Origin of the sequence: Burkholderia sp. WP42, assembly GCF_000745665.1 — a bacterium.
Classification (GTDB): domain Bacteria; phylum Pseudomonadota; class Gammaproteobacteria; order Burkholderiales; family Burkholderiaceae; genus Burkholderia; species Burkholderia vietnamiensis.
On sequence record NZ_KN050725.1, the window covers coordinates 39236 to 58251 of the forward strand.

The window sequence follows — 19016 nt, forward strand, 5'->3', positions numbered from 1 at the left end:
GGGCAAAGAGGCCGGGCAGATGCCCGGCCTCTTTGCATTCGGGCCGGTAAACCGGCACGTCCGTCGACGTGCGGCGCGCCGCCGCCGCGCGGCTGCCGTGGACGCGCTCGCGACGGCGTCCGGCCGGCGTTGCAGTTCAGCGTTGCCGTTCAGCCGATCTGCTCGAGCTCTTCCTGCACCGCGAGCCACTCCGCCTCGACGGCTTCGAGGCGCGTCGTGACTTCGCCGAGCGTGCGGATCGCGTCGGTCAGCTCCGTCTTGCGGGCGGCCTCGTAGCTCGCCGGATCGGCGACGAACGCATCGAGCCGCGCCTTTTCCGCATGCAGCGTTTCCATTTGCTTTTCGAGCTTCGAGATGCGGTTCTGCAGCGGCTTCTTCAGCTGCGACAGGCGCTGACGCTCCTCGGCGGCCTGGCGCTTCTGATCCTTGCGATTGACGCCGGGCTCCGTAGCGGACGCCGCGCTGTCGGCCTTCGCGGCCGCGCGTTGCTCGGCCGCGTGCTGCAGCAGCCAGTCGCGGTAATCGTCGAGGTCGCCGTCGAACGGCTGCAGCCGGTGCTTCGCGACGAGCATGAACTGGTCGGTCGTCGCGCGCAGCAGATGGCGGTCGTGCGACACGAGGATCAGCGTGCCTTCGAACTGCGCGAGCGCCATCGTCAGCGCGTGACGCGTTTCGAGATCGAGGTGGTTGGTCGGCTCGTCGAGCAGCAGCAGATTCGGCTTTTGCCAGATGATCAGCGCGAGCGCGAGCCGCGCCTTCTCGCCGCCCGAGAACGGGCCGACCGCGCTCGTCGCCATGTCGCCCGAGAAATTGAAGCCGCCGAGGAAGTCGCGCAACTCCTGCTCGCGCGTGTCGGGCGCGAGCCGTGCGAGATGCGCGAGCGGCGAATCGTCTTCGCGCAGCGTTTCCAGCTGATGCTGCGCGAAATAGCCGATCGTCAGCCCCTTGCCTTCGCGCACGTGGCCGGACAGCGGCGCGAGCGTGCCGGCCAGCGTCTTGATCAGCGTCGACTTGCCCTGGCCGTTCGCGCCGAGCAGGCCGATGCGCTGGCCGTTCTGGATCGACAGCGTGACGCGCTCGACGATCGGAATTTCCGCACCGTCGTCGGCATGGTAGCCGCAGCGGACGTCTTCCATCACGAGCATCGGGTTCGGCGCCGCGTCGGGCGTGCGGAACTCGAACGTGAACGGCGACGCGATGTGCGCGGGCGCGATCAGCTCCATCTTCTCGAGCGCCTTCATCCGGCTTTGCGCCTGCTTCGCCTTGGTGGCCTTCGCCTTGAAGCGGTCCACGAAGCTCTGCAGATGCTCGATCGTCTTCTGCTGCTTCTCGTAGGCGCTTTGCTGCAGCGCCAGCTGCTGCGCGCGCAGCACTTCGAACTGCGAGTAGTTGCCGCCGTAGCGCTTCACCTGGCGATTCTCCAGATGCAGCGTGACGTTGCAGATCGAATCGAGGAATTCGCGGTCGTGCGAGATCACGACCAGCGTGCCGGCGTAGCGGTGCAGCCAGTCTTCGAGCCAGACGATCGCGTCGAGGTCGAGGTGGTTGGTCGGCTCGTCGAGCAGCAGCAGGTCGGAACGGCACATCAGCGCCTGCGCGAGGTTCAGCCGCATGCGCCAGCCGCCCGAGAAGCTGGCGACCGATTCGCGCGTCTGCGCGAGCGTGAAGCCCAGGCCGAGCAGCAGCGCTTCGGCGCGCGCCGGCGCCGTATAGCCGTCGGCGTCGGCGAATGCCGCGTGCGCGTCGGCCTCGGCTGCGCCGTCATGCGCGGCCGAGGCCGCGGCGATGCGCGCCTCGATCTCGCGCAGCGCGGTGTCGCCGTCGAGCGTGTAGTCGAGCGCCGAGCGGTCGACGGCCGGCGTTTCCTGCGACACGTGGGCGATGCGCCACGACGGCGGCATCGCGAAATCGCCTCCGTCGGAATGCAGCTCGCCGCGCAGCACCGCGAACAGCGTCGATTTGCCGGCGCCGTTCGCGCCGATCAGGCCGGCTTTCTCGCCGGGATTGAGCACGAACGAGGCCGACTCGAACAGCGGCTTGGTGCCGCGCGCAAGGCTGAACTGATTGAAACGGATCACGGCGGGAATGGCTGACGAAAACCGCTATTCTAGACTGCGCGCGCGCCGTGCCGGAGATCGTCCGTTCGGCCAGTGCCGCAACGGCGCGATTTCGCCTAGACTCCACGTCGGTCCGGTTTCATATAAGGAGTGCCCGATGTCCACCCTGTATTCGTTCAGCGCAGAGACGCTCGCCGGTGAGCCGGTGTCGCTCGACGCGTATCGCGGCAAGGTCCTGCTGATCGTCAACACCGCGAGCGAGTGCGGTTTCACGCCGCAGTACGCGGGCCTGCAGAAGCTGTACGACCGATACGCGGCGCGCGGCTTCTTCGTGCTCGGCTTTCCGTGCAACCAGTTCGGCAAGCAGGAGCCGGGCGATGCGACGCAGATCGGCGCGTTCTGCGAGCGCAACTACGGCGTCACGTTCCCGATGTTCGCGAAGATCGACGTGAAGGGCGACCACGCGCATCCGCTGTACCGCTACCTGACTGACGAGGCGCCCGGCATCCTGGGCCTGAAGGCGATCAAATGGAACTTCACGAAGTTTCTGATCGGTCGCGACGGGCGCATCGTCAAGCGCTACGCGCCGTCGACGAAGCCCGAGGAGATCGCCGCGGATATCGACAAGCTGCTGTGATGGTGGGCTGAGCGAGTTCGTGTCGAGCGAGGCGGTAAGGCGGCACCGCACGAGCGGCGCGAATGCATGCGGGCCGCGCCGCGTGGCGGCCCATACGGCCGGCTACAGAATCGGCGCGAACAGGCGGGCGACGTGCATCGCGATGCGCCGCCATGCAGGCGAGCGCCGATACTCGGTGGCGTCGACCTCGTCCGCCAGCGCGAAGTCGGCATCGAGCATCGTCGCGACGTCCGCTGCGAACGCCGCGTCGACGGTCAGCACCATGATCTCGAAGTTGAGCCGGAACGAACGGTTGTCGAGGTTCGCGCTGCCGACCGCGGCCGCGACGCGATCGATCAGCACGACCTTCTGGTGGAGGAAGCCGCTGCGGTAGCGGAACACCTTGACGCCGGCGTCGACGAGGTCGCGCGCATAGAGCTTCGACGCCTCGAACACGACGTAGTGATCGCGCCGGCTCGGTATCAGGATGCGCACGTCGACGCCGCGCATCACCGCGAGCTTCAGCGCGGCGAGCACCGCTTCGTCGGGCACGAGATACGGCGTCGTGATCCACACCCGTTCGCGCGCGGCGTTGATCGCCTCGACGAAGAACAGCGAGCCGGTTTCCTGTTTGTCGGCCGGCCCCATCGGCACGGCCAGGCAGTGCATCGTGTCGCCGGGCAGGGCGGCCGGCGGCGCGGCGAGCGCCGGCAGCGTCTGCGTGGCCCAGTGCCAGTCTTCGGCGAACACGTACTGGATGCTCGCGACCACCGGCCCGCGGATCTCGATATGGGTATCGCGCCACGGCGACAGGCGCGGGTTCGCGCCGAGATATTCGACGCCGACGTTGTGGCCGCCGACGAACGCGCGGTCGCCGTCGACGACGACGATCTTGCGATGGTTGCGGAAGTTCAGCTGGAAGCGGTTGACGAACTTGCGGCGGGTCGCGAACGGATGCACGTCGACGCCGCCGCGGCGCAGCGTGTCGACGTAGTTGCGCGGCAGATCGAAGCTGCCGATGCTGTCGTACAGCAGATAGCAGCGCACGCCGGCTGCGGCGCGCGCGAGCAGTGCATCGCTGAGCATCCGGCCGAGCGCGTCGTCGCGCACGATGAAGAACTGGACGATCACGTAGTCGCGCGCGGCGTCGATCGCCGCGAGGATCGCCGCGAAGGTCGCATCGCCGTTGACCAGCGTGCGCACGGTGTTGCCGCCGACGAACGGCATCCCGCCGAGACGCGTGAGCGCGAGCACGGCGGCCGGGCCGATCGCCGCGGCTGCCGGCCCGTCGGCGCCGTGCGCATCGAGCCACGGTGCGCGCTGCGTATGCGTGCGCAGCGCCCGCAACTCCTGGCGGCGCGCGTCGACGTAGCCGGAGAACTTGCTGCGGCCGAGGAACAGATAGGGGACCAGCGTGAGGTACGGCATCGCGACGAGCGACACGGCCCACGCGACCGCGCCTTGCGACGTGCGCGTGTTCATGATCGCGTGGCACGCCGCGACGATCCCGAGCACATGGATGGCCAGGAGCAGGGTGCCGAGGTGAAGCCAGTCATGAAGCCAGTCGAAGGTCATAGGCGCGTGGCGGACGGCTGGAGTCGTGCGGCGCGACGGCCGCTTACGCGCATCTTACCGAACCGTGCGGGGCGGCGGGGCACCGCATCGCACGGTTCGCGTCCGGCATGCGCGGGGCGTTCAGCCCTTGCGCGGCAGGTCCGACGCCTGGATCAGGAACACCGCGTCGTCGCCGGCGCTGGTCGGCAGCCACGTGAGCTCCAGGCCGCCGAACGCCGCTTCGACGTTCTCGCGCTCGTTGCCGATCTCGACGACGAGCACGCCGTCGTCGTGCAGCCACCGGTGCGCTTCGCCGACGATCCGCCGCACGATGTCCATGCCGTCGTCGCCGCCGGCGAGCGCCATCTCGGGCTCGTGGCGGTATTCGGGCGGCAGCGCCGCCATCGACGCCGCATTCACGTACGGCGGGTTCGTCAGGATCACGTCGTAGCGCCCGTCGGGCTCGGCGCGGAATGCGGGCAGCGGCGCGTAGAGGTCGCCGCGATGCAGCGTGATGCGGTCGTCGAGCCCGTAGTCGCGCACGTTGATGCGCGCGACTTCGAGCGCGTCGTCGGACAAGTCCACCGCGTCGATGTCCGCATTCGGAAACGCGCTCGCCGCGAGGATCGCGAGGCAGCCCGAGCCGGTGCACAGCTCCAGCACGGCGCCGACCTGCTCCGGATCGGCCACGTACGGCTGCAGCCCGTCGTCGAGCAGCTCGCCGATGAACGAGCGCGGCACGATCACGCGCTCGTCGACGTAGAAGCGGTGGCCGTGCATCCACGCTTCATGGGTCAGGTACGCGGCCGGCACGCGGTCCGCCGCGCGCCGTTCGATCACGGCGAGCACGGCCGCGATTTCGTCGGGTAGCAGGCGCGCGTCGAGGAACGGTTCGAGCGTGTCGAGCGGCAGGTCGAGCGTGTGCAGTACGAGGTAGGCGGCTTCGTCGTAAGCGTTGTCCGAGCCGTGGCCGAACGCGAGCTTCGCTTTCGAGAAGCGCGTGACCGCGTAGCGCAGCAGGTCGCGAACGGTTGCAAAAGGTGTCGTCATGCGAGGCTCCGTCAGGCGATCAGTTGTTCGAGCACGCGGCGGTACACGTTTTTCAGCGGGTCGACGAAGCGCAGCTCGATGTGCTCGTCGATCTTGTGGATGCTGCCGTTCGGCGGCCCGAACTCGATCACCTGCGGGCAGATGCGCGCGATGAAGCGGCCGTCGGAGGTGCCGCCCGTCGTCGACAGCTCGGTCGTGACGCCGGTCTCGGCGCGGATCGCGTGCTCGAGCGCGTTCGACAGCTCGCCGCGCGGCGTGAGGAACGGCAGGCCGCTCACCGACCACTTCAGCGTGTAGTCGAGGCCGTGCTTGTCGAGGATCGCATGCACGCGTGCCTGCAGGCCTTCGACGGTACTCGCGGTCGAAAAGCGGAAGTTGAACATCAGGTCGGCGTGGCCGGGGATCACGTTGGTCGCGCCGGTGCCGGCGCGCAGGTTCGACACCTGCCAGGTGGTCGGCGGGAAGTACTCGTTGCCGGCGTCCCACTGTTCGGCGGCGAGCTCGGCGAGCGCCGGCGCGAGCAGGTGGATCGGGTTCTTCGCGAGGTGCGGGTAGGCGATGTGGCCTTGCACGCCCTTGACGATCAGTTCGCCCGACATCGAGCCGCGGCGGCCGTTCTTCACGACGTCGCCGAGCTCGGCGCTGGAGGTCGGCTCGCCGACGATGCAGTAGTCGAGTTGCTCGCCGCGCGCGTCGAGCAACTCGACGACCTTCACGGTGCCGTCGGTGGCCGGGCCTTCCTCGTCGCTCGTGATCAGGAACGCGATCGCGCCGCGATGGTCGGGATGCGCGGCGACGAATTCCTCGGACGCGACGATGAACGCCGCGAGCGACGTCTTCATGTCGGCCGCGCCGCGGCCGTACAGCTTGCCGTCGCGATGTGCGGGAATGAACGGCGGCGAGGTCCACTGCTCGAGCGGGCCGGTCGGCACGACGTCGGTGTGGCCCGCGAACGCGAGCAGCTTGCCGTCGCGGCCGGCGGTGCCGCGCTTCACGGCCCACAGGTTGGTCACGCCGTGCGACGCGATGGTCTCGCATTCGAAGCCGAGCGCGGCGAGGCGCTCGGTCATGATCTGCTGGCAATGCTGGTCGTCGGGCGTGACGGACGCGCGGGCGATCAGCTGTTCGGTAAGGGCTAGGGTGGCGGACATGGTTCGGACCACTTTCGATGAAAAATGCCGGCGCGGTGGCCGGCAGCGATGAGACGGCGGGCCGCGCCCGCGGGCGCGGCGCGGGCGACCCTAGGCGGCGAACAGCGCCGCGTATTGATCGGCCGCGAAGCCGAGCGACTTCACGCGACCGTTGACGACGAGCACCGGGCGCTTGATGACCGACGGCTTGTGGATCATCAGCGCGACCGCGCCCGACTTCGTTTCCGCGGCCGCCTTCATGGCGTCGTCGAGGCCGCGCCAGGTGGTGCCGCGCTTGTTGACGAGCGCGTCGAGCGACACGTCCTTCAGCCAGTCCTCGACGAGCGGTGCGCTGACGCCAAGCTTCTTGAAGTCGTGGAATTCGAACTCGACGCCGTGCTCGTCGAGCCACACGCGGGCCTTCTTCACGGTGTCGCAGTTCGGAATGCCGTAGACCACCACGGTGCGCGGCTTGGCCATCAGTCGCCTCGCAGCAGCTCGTTCAGGCCGACCTTCGCGCGGGTCTTCGCGTCGACCTTCTTCACGATCACCGCGCAGTACAGGCTGTGCGAGCCGTCCTTCGACGGCAGGTTGCCCGCGACGACGACCGAGCCGGCCGGGATGCGGCCGTAGCTCACTTCGCCGGTTTCGCGATCGTAGATCTTCGTGCTCTGGCCGAGATAGACGCCCATCGAGATGACCGAGTTTTCCTCGACGATCACGCCTTCGACCACTTCCGAGCGCGCGCCGATGAAGCAGTTGTCTTCGATGATGACCGGGTTCGCCTGCAGCGGCTCGAGCACGCCGCCGATGCCGACGCCGCCCGACAGGTGGACGTTCTTGCCGATTTGCGCGCACGAGCCGACGGTCGCCCACGTATCGACCATCGTGCCTTCGTCGACGTAGGCGCCGATGTTGGTGTACGACGGCATCAGCACGACGTTCTTCGCGATGAACGAGCCGCGGCGCGCGATGGCCGGCGGCACGACGCGGAAGCCGCCCGCGGCGAAGTCTTCGGCCGTGTAGTTCGCGAACTTCGACGGCACCTTGTCGTAGAACTGCGAGTAGCCGCCGGCGGGCATCGGCGCGTTGTCCTCCAGACGGAACGACAGCAGCACCGCCTTCTTCAGCCACTGATGCACGGTCCAGTTGCCGTCGATCTTCTCGGCGACGCGCAGCGCACCTTTGTCGAGTTGCTCGATCGCGTGAGCGACGGCTTCGCGCACGTCGGCGGGCGCGGCCTTCGGCGACAGCTCGGCGCGGTTTTCCCAGGCGGTATCGATGATTTGCTGAAGTTGTTGCGACATGTTCGTTTTCGCAGGAGATGAATGGAATTGATCGGGATGGACGTGTTACCGCGCGAGAGCGCGGCAGAACTCGACGATGCGTTGCGCGCCCTCGACGCATTCGGGGGTGCCCGCGACGAGCGCGATCCGGATGAAATCGCGGCCCGGATTCGTGCCGTGCGCATCGCGCGCGAGGTACGAGCCGGGCAGAACCGTCACATTATAGTCGGCGTACAGGCGGCGGGCGAACTCGGTGTCCGACAGGCCGGTGCGCGCGACGTTGGCCCACAGATAGAACGCGGCGTCGGGCAGCTTCACGTCGATCACGTCGGCGAGCATCGGCGTGACGGTCGCGAACTTCTGCAGATACAGCGCGCGGTTGTCGCGCACGTGCGCCTCGTCGTTCCACGCGGCGATGCTCGCGTGCTGCCAGACCGGCGACAGCGCGGCGCCGTGGTAGGTGCGGTACAGCAGGAATTTCTTCAGCAGCGCGGCGTCGCCCGCGACGAAGCCGGAGCGCATGCCCGGCACGTTCGAGCGCTTCGACAGGCTCGACAGCATCACCAGCCGCTCGAAGCCGCGGCCGAGGCGGTGCGCGGCCTCGAGGCCGCCGAGCGGCGGCGCCGCTTCGTCGAAATAGATTTCCGAATAGCACTCGTCGGACGCGATCACGAAACCGTGGCGGTCCGACAGCGCGAACAGCTCGCGCCAGTCGTCGAGCGTCAGCACGGCGCCCGTTGGGTTGCCGGGCGAGCACACGTACAGCAGCTGGGTGCGCGCCCACACTTCGTCGGGCACGGCCGCGTAGTCGCACGCGAAATTGCGCGCCGGGTCGCTGTTCGCGAAATAGGGTTCGGCACCGGCCAGCAGCGCCGCGCCTTCGTAAATTTGATAGAACGGATTCGGACAGAGTACGATCGCCTTCTTGCCGTCCGCGCGCGGTCGCGCGTCGATCACTGTCTGCGCGAGCGAGAACAGCGCTTCGCGCGAGCCCGACACCGGCAGCACCTGCGTGGCCGCGTCGATCGCCGGCAGCCCGTAGCGGCGTTCGAGCCAACGGGCGATCGAAGCGCGCAGCGCGTCCGAGCCGGCCGTGGCCGGGTACGACGCGAGGCCGTCGAGCGATGCCACGACGGCGTCGCGGATCAGCGCCGGGGTCGGGTGCTTGGGCTCGCCGATGCCGAAGCTGATCGGTTTCAGGCCGGCGGTCGGCGTCACGTCCTTGAACAGGGCGCGCAGCTTTTCGAAGGGATAGGGCTGGAGCGAGTCGAGTCGAGGGTTCACGGGCGAAGCGGCCATCGCGGCCGGTTGGAGCGAAAGGAGCGGCGCGCAGGCCGCACGGTTGCGAACGGGCGCGGAAGGCGCGCGGCTCGCGACCGACGATTATAACGTGACGCCATGCGCTCACGGCCCGCCGCGACGGCGGCCGGGGCGGGCGAACCAAGGGTATCGAAGCACATGAACAACGCGGTACGCGGCAGCCTGCCGACGCTCGCCATCCTGATCGGCGCATCGGTGTGGGGCCTGATCTGGTATCCGCTGCGCATCCTCGCGTCGCTGGGGCTGACCGGCACGCTCGCCAGCGCGCTGACGAGCGCGGTCGCGTTCCTGTTCGTGATCGTCGTGCGGCGCCGCACCATCGCGACGCTGCGCTGGCACTGGGTGCTGCCGGGCATCGCGATCACGGCCGGCGTGACGAATCTCGGCTTCGTATGGGGCACGATGCACGGCGAAGTGCTGCGCGTGATGCTGCTGTTCTATCTGACGCCGGCATGGACGGCGATCTACGCGCACTTCCTGCTGCGCGAGCGGCTCACCTGGGCCGGCGCCGGGCTCGCGGCGCTGTCGATCGGCGGCGCGATGCTGATGCTGTGGTCGCCGGCGCTCGGCTTGCCGCTGCCGGCCAATCCGGCGGAATGGGCGGGGCTCGCGGCCGGGCTCAGTTTCGCGATGAGCAACGTGCTGGTGATCAAGGCGAGCCGTGAAGTGCCGCAGATCCGCGCCGAGATGCGTACCGCGACGCTGTTCGGCGGCGCGGCGGTGTTCGGCGCGATCGCGTCGCTGGTCGAAGGGCTGCCGGCCGCGCCGGCCGGCGGCCACCTCGGGCTCGCCGCCTCGATCGTCGTCGCGATCGGCGTGACGATGGCCGCCAACAACCTGCTGGTCCAGTACGGGCTCGCGCGCGTGCCGGCGAACCGCGCATCGATCATCATGCTGTTCGAGATCGTGATCACCGCGCTGTCGGCGTGGGTGTTCGCGAATGAACTGCCGAGCGCGCGCGAGTGGGCGGGCGGCGCGTGCATCGTGCTCGCGACGCTGCTGTCGAGCCGCGTGCATCGTGCGGCGCCGAAGTCCGGCGAACCCGGCGACGGGCGGGACGGTGCACGCGCGATGGTATGATGAACGCCGTTTGCGGGGCCCAACGCTGGAAATGCGCGCGGCCCCGTTTTTGAATTCCGGGGCGCATCGCGCATACGGGGCATTTGGCCCCGCACCGCGCGGCTCCGTCCGTTTCACCTCTTCTTCACATCCGATACCGCCGTGCGTCTGAGCTCGATCAAACTCGCTGGCTTCAAATCCTTCGTCGATCCCACGCATTTCCAGGTTCCGGGCCAGCTCGTCGGCGTGGTCGGCCCGAACGGATGCGGCAAGTCCAACATCATCGATGCCGTGCGCTGGGTGCTCGGCGAGTCGCGCGCGTCCGAGCTGCGCGGCGAGTCGATGCAGGACGTGATCTTCAACGGCTCGACCGCCCGCAAGCCCGGCAGCCGGGCGAGCGTCGAACTGATCTTCGACAACTCCGACGGCCGCGCGGCCGGCCAGTGGGGCCAGTACGGCGAGATCGCCGTGAAGCGCGTGCTCACGCGCGACGGCACGTCGAGCTACTACATCAACAACCTGCCGGCGCGGCGTCGCGACATCCAGGACATCTTCCTCGGCACCGGCCTCGGCCCGCGCGCGTACGCGATCATCGGCCAGGGGATGATCGCGCGGATCATCGAGGCGAAGCCCGAAGAACTGCGCGTGTTCCTCGAAGAAGCCGCCGGCGTGTCGAAGTACAAGGAACGCCGCCGCGAGACCGAGAACCGCCTGCACGACACGCGCGAGAACCTGACGCGCGTCGAGGACATCGTGCGCGAACTCGGCGCGAACCTCGAGAAGCTCGAGGCGCAGGCCGTCGTCGCCACCAGGTACAAGGAACTCGTCGCCGACGGCGAGGAGAAGCAGCGGCTGTTGTGGCTGCTGCGCAAGAACGAGGCCGCGGGCGAGCAGCAGAAGCAGCAGCGCGCGATCGAGCAGGCGCAGATCGACCTCGACGCGCAGACCGCCAAGCTGCGCGAAGTCGAGGCGCAGCTCGAGACGCTGCGCGTCGCGCATTACTCGGCGAGCGACGCGATGCAGGGCGCGCAGGGCGCGCTCTACGAGGCGAACGCCGAAGTGAGCCGCCTCGAGGCCGAGATCAAGTTCATCGTCGAATCGCGCAACCGCGTGCAGGCGCAGATCGCCGCGCTGAACGCGCAGCGCGAGCAATGGCGCGCGCAGGCCGAGAAGGCGCAGGACGAGCTCGAGGAAGCGGAAGAAGCGCGCGCGATCGCCGACGAAAAGGCCGCGCTGGCCGAGGACGCGGCCGCCGCCAAGCATGACGCGCTGCCGGCGCTCGAAGCGAAATGGCGCGACGCGCAGGCGCAGCTCAACGACGAGCGCGCGCGCATCGCGCAGACCGAACAGTCGCTGAAGCTCGAAGCCGCACACCAGCGCAACGCCGACCAGCAGCTGCAACAGCTGCAGCAGCGCCACGAGCGGCTGAAGTCGGAGGCCGGCGGTCTCGACGCGCCCGACGAGGCGCAGCTCGAGGAGCTGCGCATGCAGCTCGCCGAGCAGGAAGAGGTGCTCGCCGAAGCGCAGGCGCGTCTGGCCGATGCGCAGGAGACGCTGCCGCGGCTCGACGGCGAACGCCGCGCCGCGCACGAGCGCGTGCAGGCCGAGAGCGCGCAGATTCACCAGCTCGAGGCGCGCCTCGCCGCGCTCAAGCAGCTGCAGGAGAACGTGCAGACCGAAGGCAAGATCCAGCCGTGGCTCGACAAGCACGAGCTCGGCGCGCTGCCGCGGCTGTGGAAGAAGCTGCATGTCGAAGCCGGTTGGGAAGCCGCGCTCGAAGCCGTGCTGCGCGAGCGCCTCGCGGCGCTCGAGGTGTCGAATCTCGACTGGGTGAAGGCGTTCGCCACCGATGCGCCGCCCGCGAAGCTCGCGTTCTACGCGCCGCCCGCCGCGGGCGAGCCGCCGGTCGCCGCAGCCGGGCTGCGCCCGGTGCTGTCGCTCGTGCGCATCGACGATGCGGGCATCCGTGCGGTGCTGAACGACTGGCTCGGCAACGTGTACGTCGCCGACGACGTCGCGCAGGCGCTCGCGACGCGTGCGCAACTGCCGGCAGGCGGTGCGTTCGTCGTGAAGGCCGGTCACATCGTGACGCGGGTCGGCGTGCAGTTGTACGCGGCCGATTCGGAGCAGGCCGGGATGCTGGCCCGCCAGCAGGAAATCGAGAACCTCGCGCGCCAGGTGCGGGCGCAGGCGCTGCTCGCCGACGAGGCGCGCACCGCCGCCGTGCGCGCGGAGGCCGCGCACACGCAGGCTGCGCAGGCGCTCGGCGACGTGCGCGCGCAGGCCGACCGCGCGACGCAGCGCGTGCATGCGCTGCAGATGGACGTGCTGAAGCTCGCGCAAGCGCACGAGCGCTACACGCAGCGCAGTACGCAGATCCGCGAGGAGCTCGAGGAAATCGGCGCGCAGATCGACGAGCAGCGTGCGTTGCGGGCGGAATCGGAAGCCAACTTCGAGCGTTTCGACGGCGAACTGGCGGAGCTGCAGGCGCGCTTCGAGGACAACCAGCTCGCCTTCGAGGCGCTGGACGAATCGCTGACGCAGGCGCGCCAGGAAGCGCGCGACCTCGAGCGCGGCGCGAACGACGCGCGCTTCGCGGCGCGCAACGCGGCCACGCGCATCGACGAGCTCAAGCGCAGCATCCAGGTCGCGCACGAGCAGAGCGAGCGCGTCGCCGTGTCGCTGGAAGACGCCCGTGCGGAACTCGAAACGATCAACGAGCAGACCGCGCACACCGGCCTGCAGGACGCGCTCGAGATTCGCGCGGCGAAGGAGCAGGCGCTGCAGGCCGCGCGGCTCGAACTCGACGACCTGACCGCGAAGCTGCGCGCATCGGACGAGCAGCGCCTCGTCGCCGAGCGTTCGCTGCAGCCGCTGCGCGACCGCATCACCGAGCTGCAGCTGAAGGAGCAGGCCGCGCGCCTCGCGGTCGAGCAGTTCGCCGAGCAGCTCGCGGCGGCCGAGGTCGACGAGGAAGCGCTGCGCGAGAAGCTCACGCCCGATCTGAAGCCGTCGTACCTGCAGGGCGAAGTCACGCGCCTGAACAACGCGATCAACGCACTCGGCCCGGTCAACATGGCCGCGCTCGACGAGCTGAAGGCGGCGAGCGAGCGCAAGGTGTTCCTCGACGCGCAGTCGGCCGACCTGACCGACGCGATCACGACGCTCGAGGACGCGATCCACAAGATCGACCAGGAAACCCGCACGCTGCTGCAAGGCACCTTCGACGAGGTCAACCGCCATTTCAGCGATCTGTTCCCGCGCCTGTTCGGCGGCGGCCAGGCGAAGCTGATCATGACGGGCGACGAGATCCTCGACGCGGGCGTGCAGGTGATGGCGCAGCCGCCGGGCAAGAAGAACGCGACGATCCACCTGCTGTCGGGCGGCGAGAAGGCGCTCACCGCGACCGCGCTGGTGTTCGCGATGTTCCAGCTGAATCCGGCGCCGTTCTGTCTGCTCGACGAGGTCGACGCGCCGCTCGACGACGCGAACACCGAGCGTTTCGCGAACCTCGTGCGCGCGATGTCCGACAAGACGCAGTTCCTGTTCATCTCGCACAACAAGATCGCGATGGAGATGGCGCAGCAGCTGATCGGCGTGACGATGCAGGAGCAGGGCGTGTCGCGCATCGTCGCGGTGGACATGGAAACCGCCGCGGGTTTTGCCCAGAATTGACGTTTGACGAAACCGGACCGCGTTCGCGCGGCGCATGGGCGCCCGTTCGCGGTTCCGACGAAAAAGAATTGCTGATGGAGCGTGCATGGACGAGTTGACACTCGGTTTGATCGGCGCGGGCGCCGTCGTGGTGGGCGGCGTCGTGGTCTACAACGCATGGCAGGGTGCGAAGGTGCGGCGCAGGATGCCGCGTCCGATGCCGGAAGAGGCGGCCGACGCGATGAACCGCCCCGAGCGCGACGAAGAGCTGCCGTTCATCGAGCCGGTGCGCCAGCCGGTGCGCCGCGAACCGGCAGCGCCTGCGCCCGCCCCGGCCGCGAGCGCGGCGTCGGAAGCCGCACGCGTAGAGCCGACGTTCGGCGGCGTGGCGCCGGCCGATGAGCCGGTCGACCTGCAGGCCGAGAGCGTCGGCGTCGGCGCCGATGTGTCGGCCGAGTCCGACGGCGCGGCCGAGCAGGCCGCCGACGAAGGCACGCCGGCCGCCGCCGCGCACGAAGCGCCGGCCGCCGGCGTAGCGGACGACGAGCACGTCGAGCCGGTGCTGCCGGCCGCGACGACCATCTCGTCGGCTCCGCCCGCGATCGTCGATCGCCGCATCGACTGCATCGTGCCGATCCGGCTCGGCGCACCGCTGCCGGGCGACAAGATCCTGCCGGTCGCGCAGCGGCTGCGGCGCGCGGGCAGCAAGCCCGTGCATATCGAAGGCAAGCCGGAAGGCGGTCAGTGGGAGCTGCTGCAGAACGGCGTTCGCTACGAGGAACTGCGCGCGGCCGCGCAGCTCGCGAACCGCAGCGGCGCGCTCAACGAGCTCGAGTTCTCCGAGTTCGTGACGGGTGTCCAGCAGTTCGCCGACGCGATTGACGGCGCGCCGGAATTCCCCGACATGATGGAAACGGTCGCGATGGCGCGCGAGCTCGACGGATTCGCCGCGCAGTGCGACGCGCAGCTGTCGATCAACGTGATGTCGGACGGCGCGCCGTGGTCGGCGAACTACGTGCAGGCCGTCGCGTCGCAGGACGGGCTCCTGCTGTCGCGCGACGGCACGCGTTTCGTGAAGCTCGACGCGAAGCAGAACCCGGTGTTCATGCTGCAGTTCGGCGACACCAACTTCCTGCGCGACGACCTGACGTACAAGGGCGGCAACATGATCACGCTGGTGCTCGACGTGCCGGTCGCCGAAGAGGACATCCTGCCGTTCCGGCTGATGTGCGACTACGCGAAGTCGCTGTCCGAGCGCATCGGCGCGCGGGTCGTCGACGATTCGCGCCGGCCGCTGCCGGAGTCCGCGCTGGTCGCGATCGACCAGCAGCTGATGAAGCTGTACGCGAAGCTCGAGGAAGCCGGCATTCCGGCCGGCTCGCCGGTCACGCGCCGCCTGTTTAGCCAGTAACGCGTTCGACGCGCAGCGGCCGCGACGCCGCTGCGCGTCGCTGCAGTGCCGCATCTGCGCGGTGCGGCGGGCCGGCGCGGGCGCGCATCGCGCGCCCACGTCGCGGCGTCAAACTGAGATAATCGGAATTCCGATTTTTCAGAACGCACCTGCCGCCAGCATGGCCCGAACCCAAGCCGAACCGCCAGCCAGCCAGCCCGACGCGCGCGCCGCGTGGCTGCGCGATCAACTCGAGCGGGCGAACTACGCCTACTACGTGCTCGATCAGCCGGACCTGCCCGACGCCGAATACGATCGACTGTTCGGCGAGCTGCAGCAACTCGAAGCCGATCATCCCGAACTCGTGACGCCCGATTCGCCGACGCAGCGCGTCGGCGGCGCAGTGGCGAGCGGGTTCACGCCGGTCGTTCACGACGCGCCGATGCTGTCGCTGAACAACGGCTTCAGCGACGACGACATCGTCGCGTTCGACAAGCGCGTCGCCGATGCGCTCGACAAGCCGACCGATCTCGCCGGCTCGGTGACGGACCCCGTCGAATACGCGTGCGAGCTGAAGTTCGACGGGCTCGCCATTTCGCTGCGCTACGAGCGCGGCGTGTTCGTGCAGGCGTCGACGCGCGGCGACGGCACGACCGGCGAGGACGTGACCGAGAACGTGCGCACGATCCGCTCGATTCCGCTGAAGCTGAAGGGCGCCCACGTGCCCGCGCTGCTCGACGTGCGCGGCGAAGTGCTGATGTTCAAACGCGATTTCGCGCGCCTGAACGAACGCCAGCGGGCGGCCGAGCAGCGCGAATTCGCGAACCCGCGCAACGCGGCGGCCGGCAGCCTGCGCCAGCTCGATCCGAAGATCACCGCGCAGCGTCCGCTGTCGTTCTTCTCGTACGGGATCGGCGTGCTCGACGGGATGCCGATGCCCGATACCCACAGCGCGCTGCTCGACTGGTACGAAGCGCTCGGCCTGCCGGTGAACCGCGAACGCGCCGTCGTGCGCGGCGCGCAGGGGCTGCTCGAATTCTTCCGCAAGGTCGGCGAGCGGCGCGAATCGCTGCCGTACGACATCGATGGCGTCGTCTACAAGGTGAACCGGCGCGACGAGCAGGACCGCCTCGGCTTCGTATCGCGCGCGCCGCGCTTCGCGCTCGCGCACAAATTCCCCGCGCAGGAAGCGCTGACGAAGCTCGTCGCGATCGACGTGCAGGTCGGCCGCACCGGCGCGATCACGCCGGTCGCGCGGCTCGAGCCGGTGTTCGTCGGCGGCGCGACGGTGACCAACGCGACGCTGCACAACGAGGACGAAGTGCGCCGCAAGGACATCCGGATCGGCGACACCGTGATCGTGCGGCGCGCAGGCGACGTGATTCCGGAGGTCGTCGGCGCGCTGCTCGAGCGCCGGCCGGTCGACGCGGCCGAATTCGTGATGCCGACCGAGTGCCCGGTGTGCGGCTCGAAGATCGAGCGCCTGCCGGACGAGGCGATCGCGCGCTGCACGGGCGGCCTGTTCTGCCCGGCGCAGCGCAAGCAGGCGCTGTGGCACTTCGCGCAGCGCCGCGCGCTCGACATCGACGGGCTCGGCGAGAAGATCATCGATCAGCTGGTCGAGCTGAACCTCGTGCGCACGCCGGCCGACCTGTTCAATCTCGGTTTCGCGACGCTCGCGGAGCTCGACCGCTTCGCCGAAAAGTCCGCGCAGAATCTGCTCGATTCGCTCGAGAAGGCGAAGCACACGACGCTCGCGCGCTTCATTTACGGGCTCGGCATTCGCCACGTCGGTGAATCGACCGCGAAGGATCTCGCGAAGCATTTCGGCTCGCTCGATCCGATCATGGACGCGTCGATCGAGGAACTGCTCGAAGTCAACGACGTCGGGCCGATCGTCGCCGAGTCGATCCACCAGTTCTTCGCGGAGGAGCACAACCGTACCGTGATCGACCAGTTGCGCGCGCCCGGCAAGGTCACGTGGCCGGAAGGGCCGCCCGCGCCGAAGGCGCCGCAAGGCGTGCTCGCCGGCAAGACGGTCGTGCTGACCGGCACCTTGCCGACGCTCACGCGCGACGCGGCGAAGGAGATGCTCGAAGCGGCCGGCGCGAAGGTGGCCGGCTCGGTATCGAAGAAGACGGATTACGTGGTCGCGGGCGCCGAAGCCGGCAGCAAGCTCGCGAAGGCCGAGGAACTCGGCATCCCGGTGCTCGACGAAGACGGACTGCACCAACTCCTGGAGGGCAATACGCAATGATTCGCGAGATCCTGAAGATGGGCGACCCGCGCCTGCTCGAAATCGCCGAGCCGGTCGGACAGTTCGATACGCCGGAACTGCACGAGATCGTCGCGGACATGTTCGAGACGATGCATCACGCGAACGGAGCGGGGCTCGCCGCGCCGCAGATCGGCATCGGGCTGCAGATCATCATCTTCGGCTTCGGCAACAACAACCGCTATCCGGACGCGCCGCCGGTGCCCGAGACGGTGCTGATCAATCCGAAGGTCGAATACATGCCGCCGGACATGGAGGAGGGCTGGGAGGGCTGCCTGTCGGTGCCCGGCATGCGCGGCGTGGTGAGCCGTTATGCGAAGGTCCGCTACGTCGGCTACGACCAGTTCGGCGCGAAGATCGACCGCGTCGCCGAAGGCTTCCATGCGCGCGTCGTGCAGCACGAATACGATCACCTGATCGGCAAGCTTTATCCGATGCGGATCACCGATTTCACGCGCTTCGGGTTCACCGACGTGCTGTTCCCCGGGCTCGATCCGAGCGACGACGACTGACGATCGCGCGGCGATGTCCCGCTGTAAACGAACAAAGCCCGCGTGCAGCGGGCTTTGTTCTTCGTGCTCGCGGCAAGCGCGTGCGGGCCGTCAGAACGACTCGTCGGGCGACAGATAGCGCCACTGGCCTTGCGGCAGCGCGCCGAGCATCACGCGGCCCATCCGCACGCGCTTCAGGCCGATCACTTCGAGGCCGACCATCTCGCACATGCGGCGGATCTGACGCTTCTTGCCTTCGCGCAGCACGAAGCGCAACTGCTCGCCGTTCTGCCAGCTGACCATCGCCGGCTTCAGCGGGACGCCGTCGAGCTCGAGGCCGTGGCGCAGCTTCGCGAGCGATTCGGCGGGGAAGTGCTGGTCGATGTCGATCAGGTGTTCGCCGTAACGCACGCGCACCAGATACTCCTTGTCGATGTCCGACTGTTCGCCGATCAGCTGCTTCGCGATCCGGCCGTTCTGCGTCAGCACGAGCAGCCCGGTCGAATCGATGTCGAGCCGTCCCGCCGGCGCGAGCGCGTGCAGGTGCTGCGGCGAGAAGCGAATCTGCGAACGGTCGCCGCTCCACTGGTTCGCGCGCGTGATCAGCACCGCCGCAGGCTCGTAGCCGTCTTCCGCCTGGCCCGACACATATCCGACCGGCTTGTGCAGCAGGATCGTCACTTGCGCGGCCTGCGCGGCGCTTGCGCGCTCGTCGATCTCGATCTTCTGATCCGGGCGCACCTTGGTACCGAGCGTGTCGATGCGTTCGCCGTCGACGAGGACCCAACCCTGTTCGATCCATTCGTCGGCTTCGCGACGCGAGCACAGGCCGAGTTCCGACATGCGCTTCGACAGCCGCATCAGGCCCGTTTCGTCACCGTGATCGATGTCGGCGGCGCGGTGCTTGACCGGCTGGGTGGTTTTCAGTGCGGGGCTGCTCGTGCGGCGCTCGGTGCTGCTGCGCTCGGTGGGGCGTGCCGGGCGCGCGGGGCGGTCGCCGAAGCTGCGCTTTGCGCCTGCGCCGGCATCCTTGTCGCGGTAAGGCGCGCGTGCGCCGCCTTCGGCGCCTGCGCGGCGCGGGCGTGCATCGTCATCGCGTGCGGGACGTGCGGGGCGGTCGCCGAAGCTGCGCTT

General features: G+C 68.7%; 14 protein-coding genes. 6 read left to right on the forward strand and 8 right to left on the reverse strand.

What is annotated here, in order from left to right; genetic code table 11:
* Positions 1–149 precede the first annotated feature (149 nt).
* Positions 150–2078 (reverse strand): ATP-binding cassette domain-containing protein, encoded by a 1929-nt coding sequence (locus EX20_RS26670; RefSeq protein ID WP_014723232.1) that lies wholly within the window; start codon positions 2076–2078, stop codon positions 150–152.
* Positions 2079–2214: 136 nt separating this feature from the next.
* Between EX20_RS26670 and EX20_RS26675 the strand changes: the two genes are divergently transcribed.
* Positions 2215–2694 (forward strand): glutathione peroxidase, encoded by a 480-nt coding sequence (locus tag EX20_RS26675; protein ID WP_014723231.1) that lies wholly within the window; start codon positions 2215–2217, stop codon positions 2692–2694.
* A gap of 102 nt (positions 2695–2796) precedes the next feature.
* Here the strand turns inward: EX20_RS26675 and cls are convergent, their stop codons facing one another.
* From cls to dapC, 6 genes are all read right to left on the reverse strand, one after another.
* Entirely contained in the window at positions 2797–4248 is a 1452-nt protein-coding gene (gene cls / locus EX20_RS26680; RefSeq protein WP_034195305.1) for a cardiolipin synthase, read from the reverse strand.
* A gap of 120 nt (positions 4249–4368) precedes the next feature.
* Entirely contained in the window at positions 4369–5277 is a 909-nt protein-coding gene (gene prmB / locus EX20_RS26685; protein ID WP_034195306.1) for a 50S ribosomal protein L3 N(5)-glutamine methyltransferase, read from the reverse strand.
* 11 nt (positions 5278–5288) lie between these two features.
* On the reverse strand, positions 5289–6428 hold the full coding sequence (gene dapE / locus EX20_RS26690) for a succinyl-diaminopimelate desuccinylase (protein WP_011885156.1): 1140 nt from the start codon (positions 6426–6428) through the stop codon (positions 5289–5291).
* Positions 6429–6518: 90 nt separating this feature from the next.
* Positions 6519–6887: an ArsC family reductase gene (locus EX20_RS26695; protein ID WP_011885155.1), complete on the reverse strand. Its 369-nt coding sequence runs from the start codon at positions 6885–6887 to the stop codon at positions 6519–6521.
* Positions 6887–7714: a 2,3,4,5-tetrahydropyridine-2,6-dicarboxylate N-succinyltransferase gene (dapD, locus tag EX20_RS26700; RefSeq protein ID WP_006478479.1), complete on the reverse strand. Its 828-nt coding sequence runs from the start codon at positions 7712–7714 to the stop codon at positions 6887–6889. The genes EX20_RS26695 and dapD overlap by 1 nt, the downstream gene beginning before the upstream one ends.
* A 45-nt stretch (positions 7715–7759) precedes the next feature.
* Complete coding sequence (dapC, locus tag EX20_RS26705) at positions 7760–8992, reverse strand: succinyldiaminopimelate transaminase (protein WP_011885154.1); 1233 nt, start codon at positions 8990–8992, stop codon at positions 7760–7762.
* A 159-nt stretch (positions 8993–9151) separates the two neighbouring features.
* Between dapC and EX20_RS26710 the strand changes: the two genes are divergently transcribed.
* The 5 genes from EX20_RS26710 to def all read left to right on the forward strand — a co-directional run bounded on the left by EX20_RS26710 (position 9152) and on the right by def (position 17903).
* Entirely contained in the window at positions 9152–10093 is a 942-nt protein-coding gene (locus EX20_RS26710) for a DMT family transporter (RefSeq protein ID WP_011885153.1), read from the forward strand.
* 141 nt (positions 10094–10234) lie between these two features.
* Complete coding sequence (smc, locus tag EX20_RS26715) at positions 10235–13747, forward strand: chromosome segregation protein SMC (protein ID WP_034195307.1); 3513 nt, start codon at positions 10235–10237, stop codon at positions 13745–13747.
* Between the two features lie 85 nt (positions 13748–13832).
* Entirely contained in the window at positions 13833–15137 is a 1305-nt protein-coding gene (locus tag EX20_RS26720) for a cell division protein ZipA C-terminal FtsZ-binding domain-containing protein (RefSeq protein WP_034195308.1), read from the forward strand.
* Between the two features lie 160 nt (positions 15138–15297).
* Positions 15298–17373, forward strand: a complete 2076-nt coding sequence (gene ligA, locus EX20_RS26725) for an NAD-dependent DNA ligase LigA (RefSeq protein WP_011885150.1) — start codon at positions 15298–15300, stop codon at positions 17371–17373.
* Positions 17370–17903: a peptide deformylase gene (def, locus tag EX20_RS26730; protein ID WP_011885149.1), complete on the forward strand. Its 534-nt coding sequence runs from the start codon at positions 17370–17372 to the stop codon at positions 17901–17903. Before ligA ends, def begins: the two co-directional genes overlap by 4 nt.
* A gap of 90 nt (positions 17904–17993) precedes the next feature.
* Here def and EX20_RS26735 read toward each other — a convergent pair.
* On the reverse strand, positions 17994–19016 hold a 1023-nt coding region (locus EX20_RS26735; RefSeq protein WP_156126953.1), incomplete at its 5' end, for a pseudouridine synthase.

Bases quoted from the DNA above. Each gene is read 5' to 3' on its own strand.
- EX20_RS26675 (WP_014723231.1), top strand. From the start codon at position 2,215: ATGTCCACCCTGTATTCGTTCAGCGCAGAGACGCTCGCCGGTGAGCCG.
- cls (WP_034195305.1), bottom strand. From the start codon at position 4,248: ATGACCTTCGACTGGCTTCATGACTGGCTTCACCTCGGCACCCTGCTC.
- prmB (WP_034195306.1), bottom strand. From the start codon at position 5,277: ATGACGACACCTTTTGCAACCGTTCGCGACCTGCTGCGCTACGCGGTC.
- dapE (WP_011885156.1), bottom strand. From the start codon at position 6,428: ATGTCCGCCACCCTAGCCCTTACCGAACAGCTGATCGCCCGCGCGTCC.
- EX20_RS26695 (WP_011885155.1), bottom strand. From the start codon at position 6,887: ATGGCCAAGCCGCGCACCGTGGTGGTCTACGGCATTCCGAACTGCGAC.
- dapD (WP_006478479.1), bottom strand. From the start codon at position 7,714: ATGTCGCAACAACTTCAGCAAATCATCGATACCGCCTGGGAAAACCGC.
- dapC (WP_011885154.1), bottom strand. From the start codon at position 8,992: ATGGCCGCTTCGCCCGTGAACCCTCGACTCGACTCGCTCCAGCCCTAT.
- EX20_RS26710 (WP_011885153.1), top strand. From the start codon at position 9,152: ATGAACAACGCGGTACGCGGCAGCCTGCCGACGCTCGCCATCCTGATC.
- EX20_RS26720 (WP_034195308.1), top strand. From the start codon at position 13,833: ATGGACGAGTTGACACTCGGTTTGATCGGCGCGGGCGCCGTCGTGGTG.
- ligA (WP_011885150.1), top strand. From the start codon at position 15,298: ATGGCCCGAACCCAAGCCGAACCGCCAGCCAGCCAGCCCGACGCGCGC.
- def (WP_011885149.1), top strand. From the start codon at position 17,370: ATGATTCGCGAGATCCTGAAGATGGGCGACCCGCGCCTGCTCGAAATC.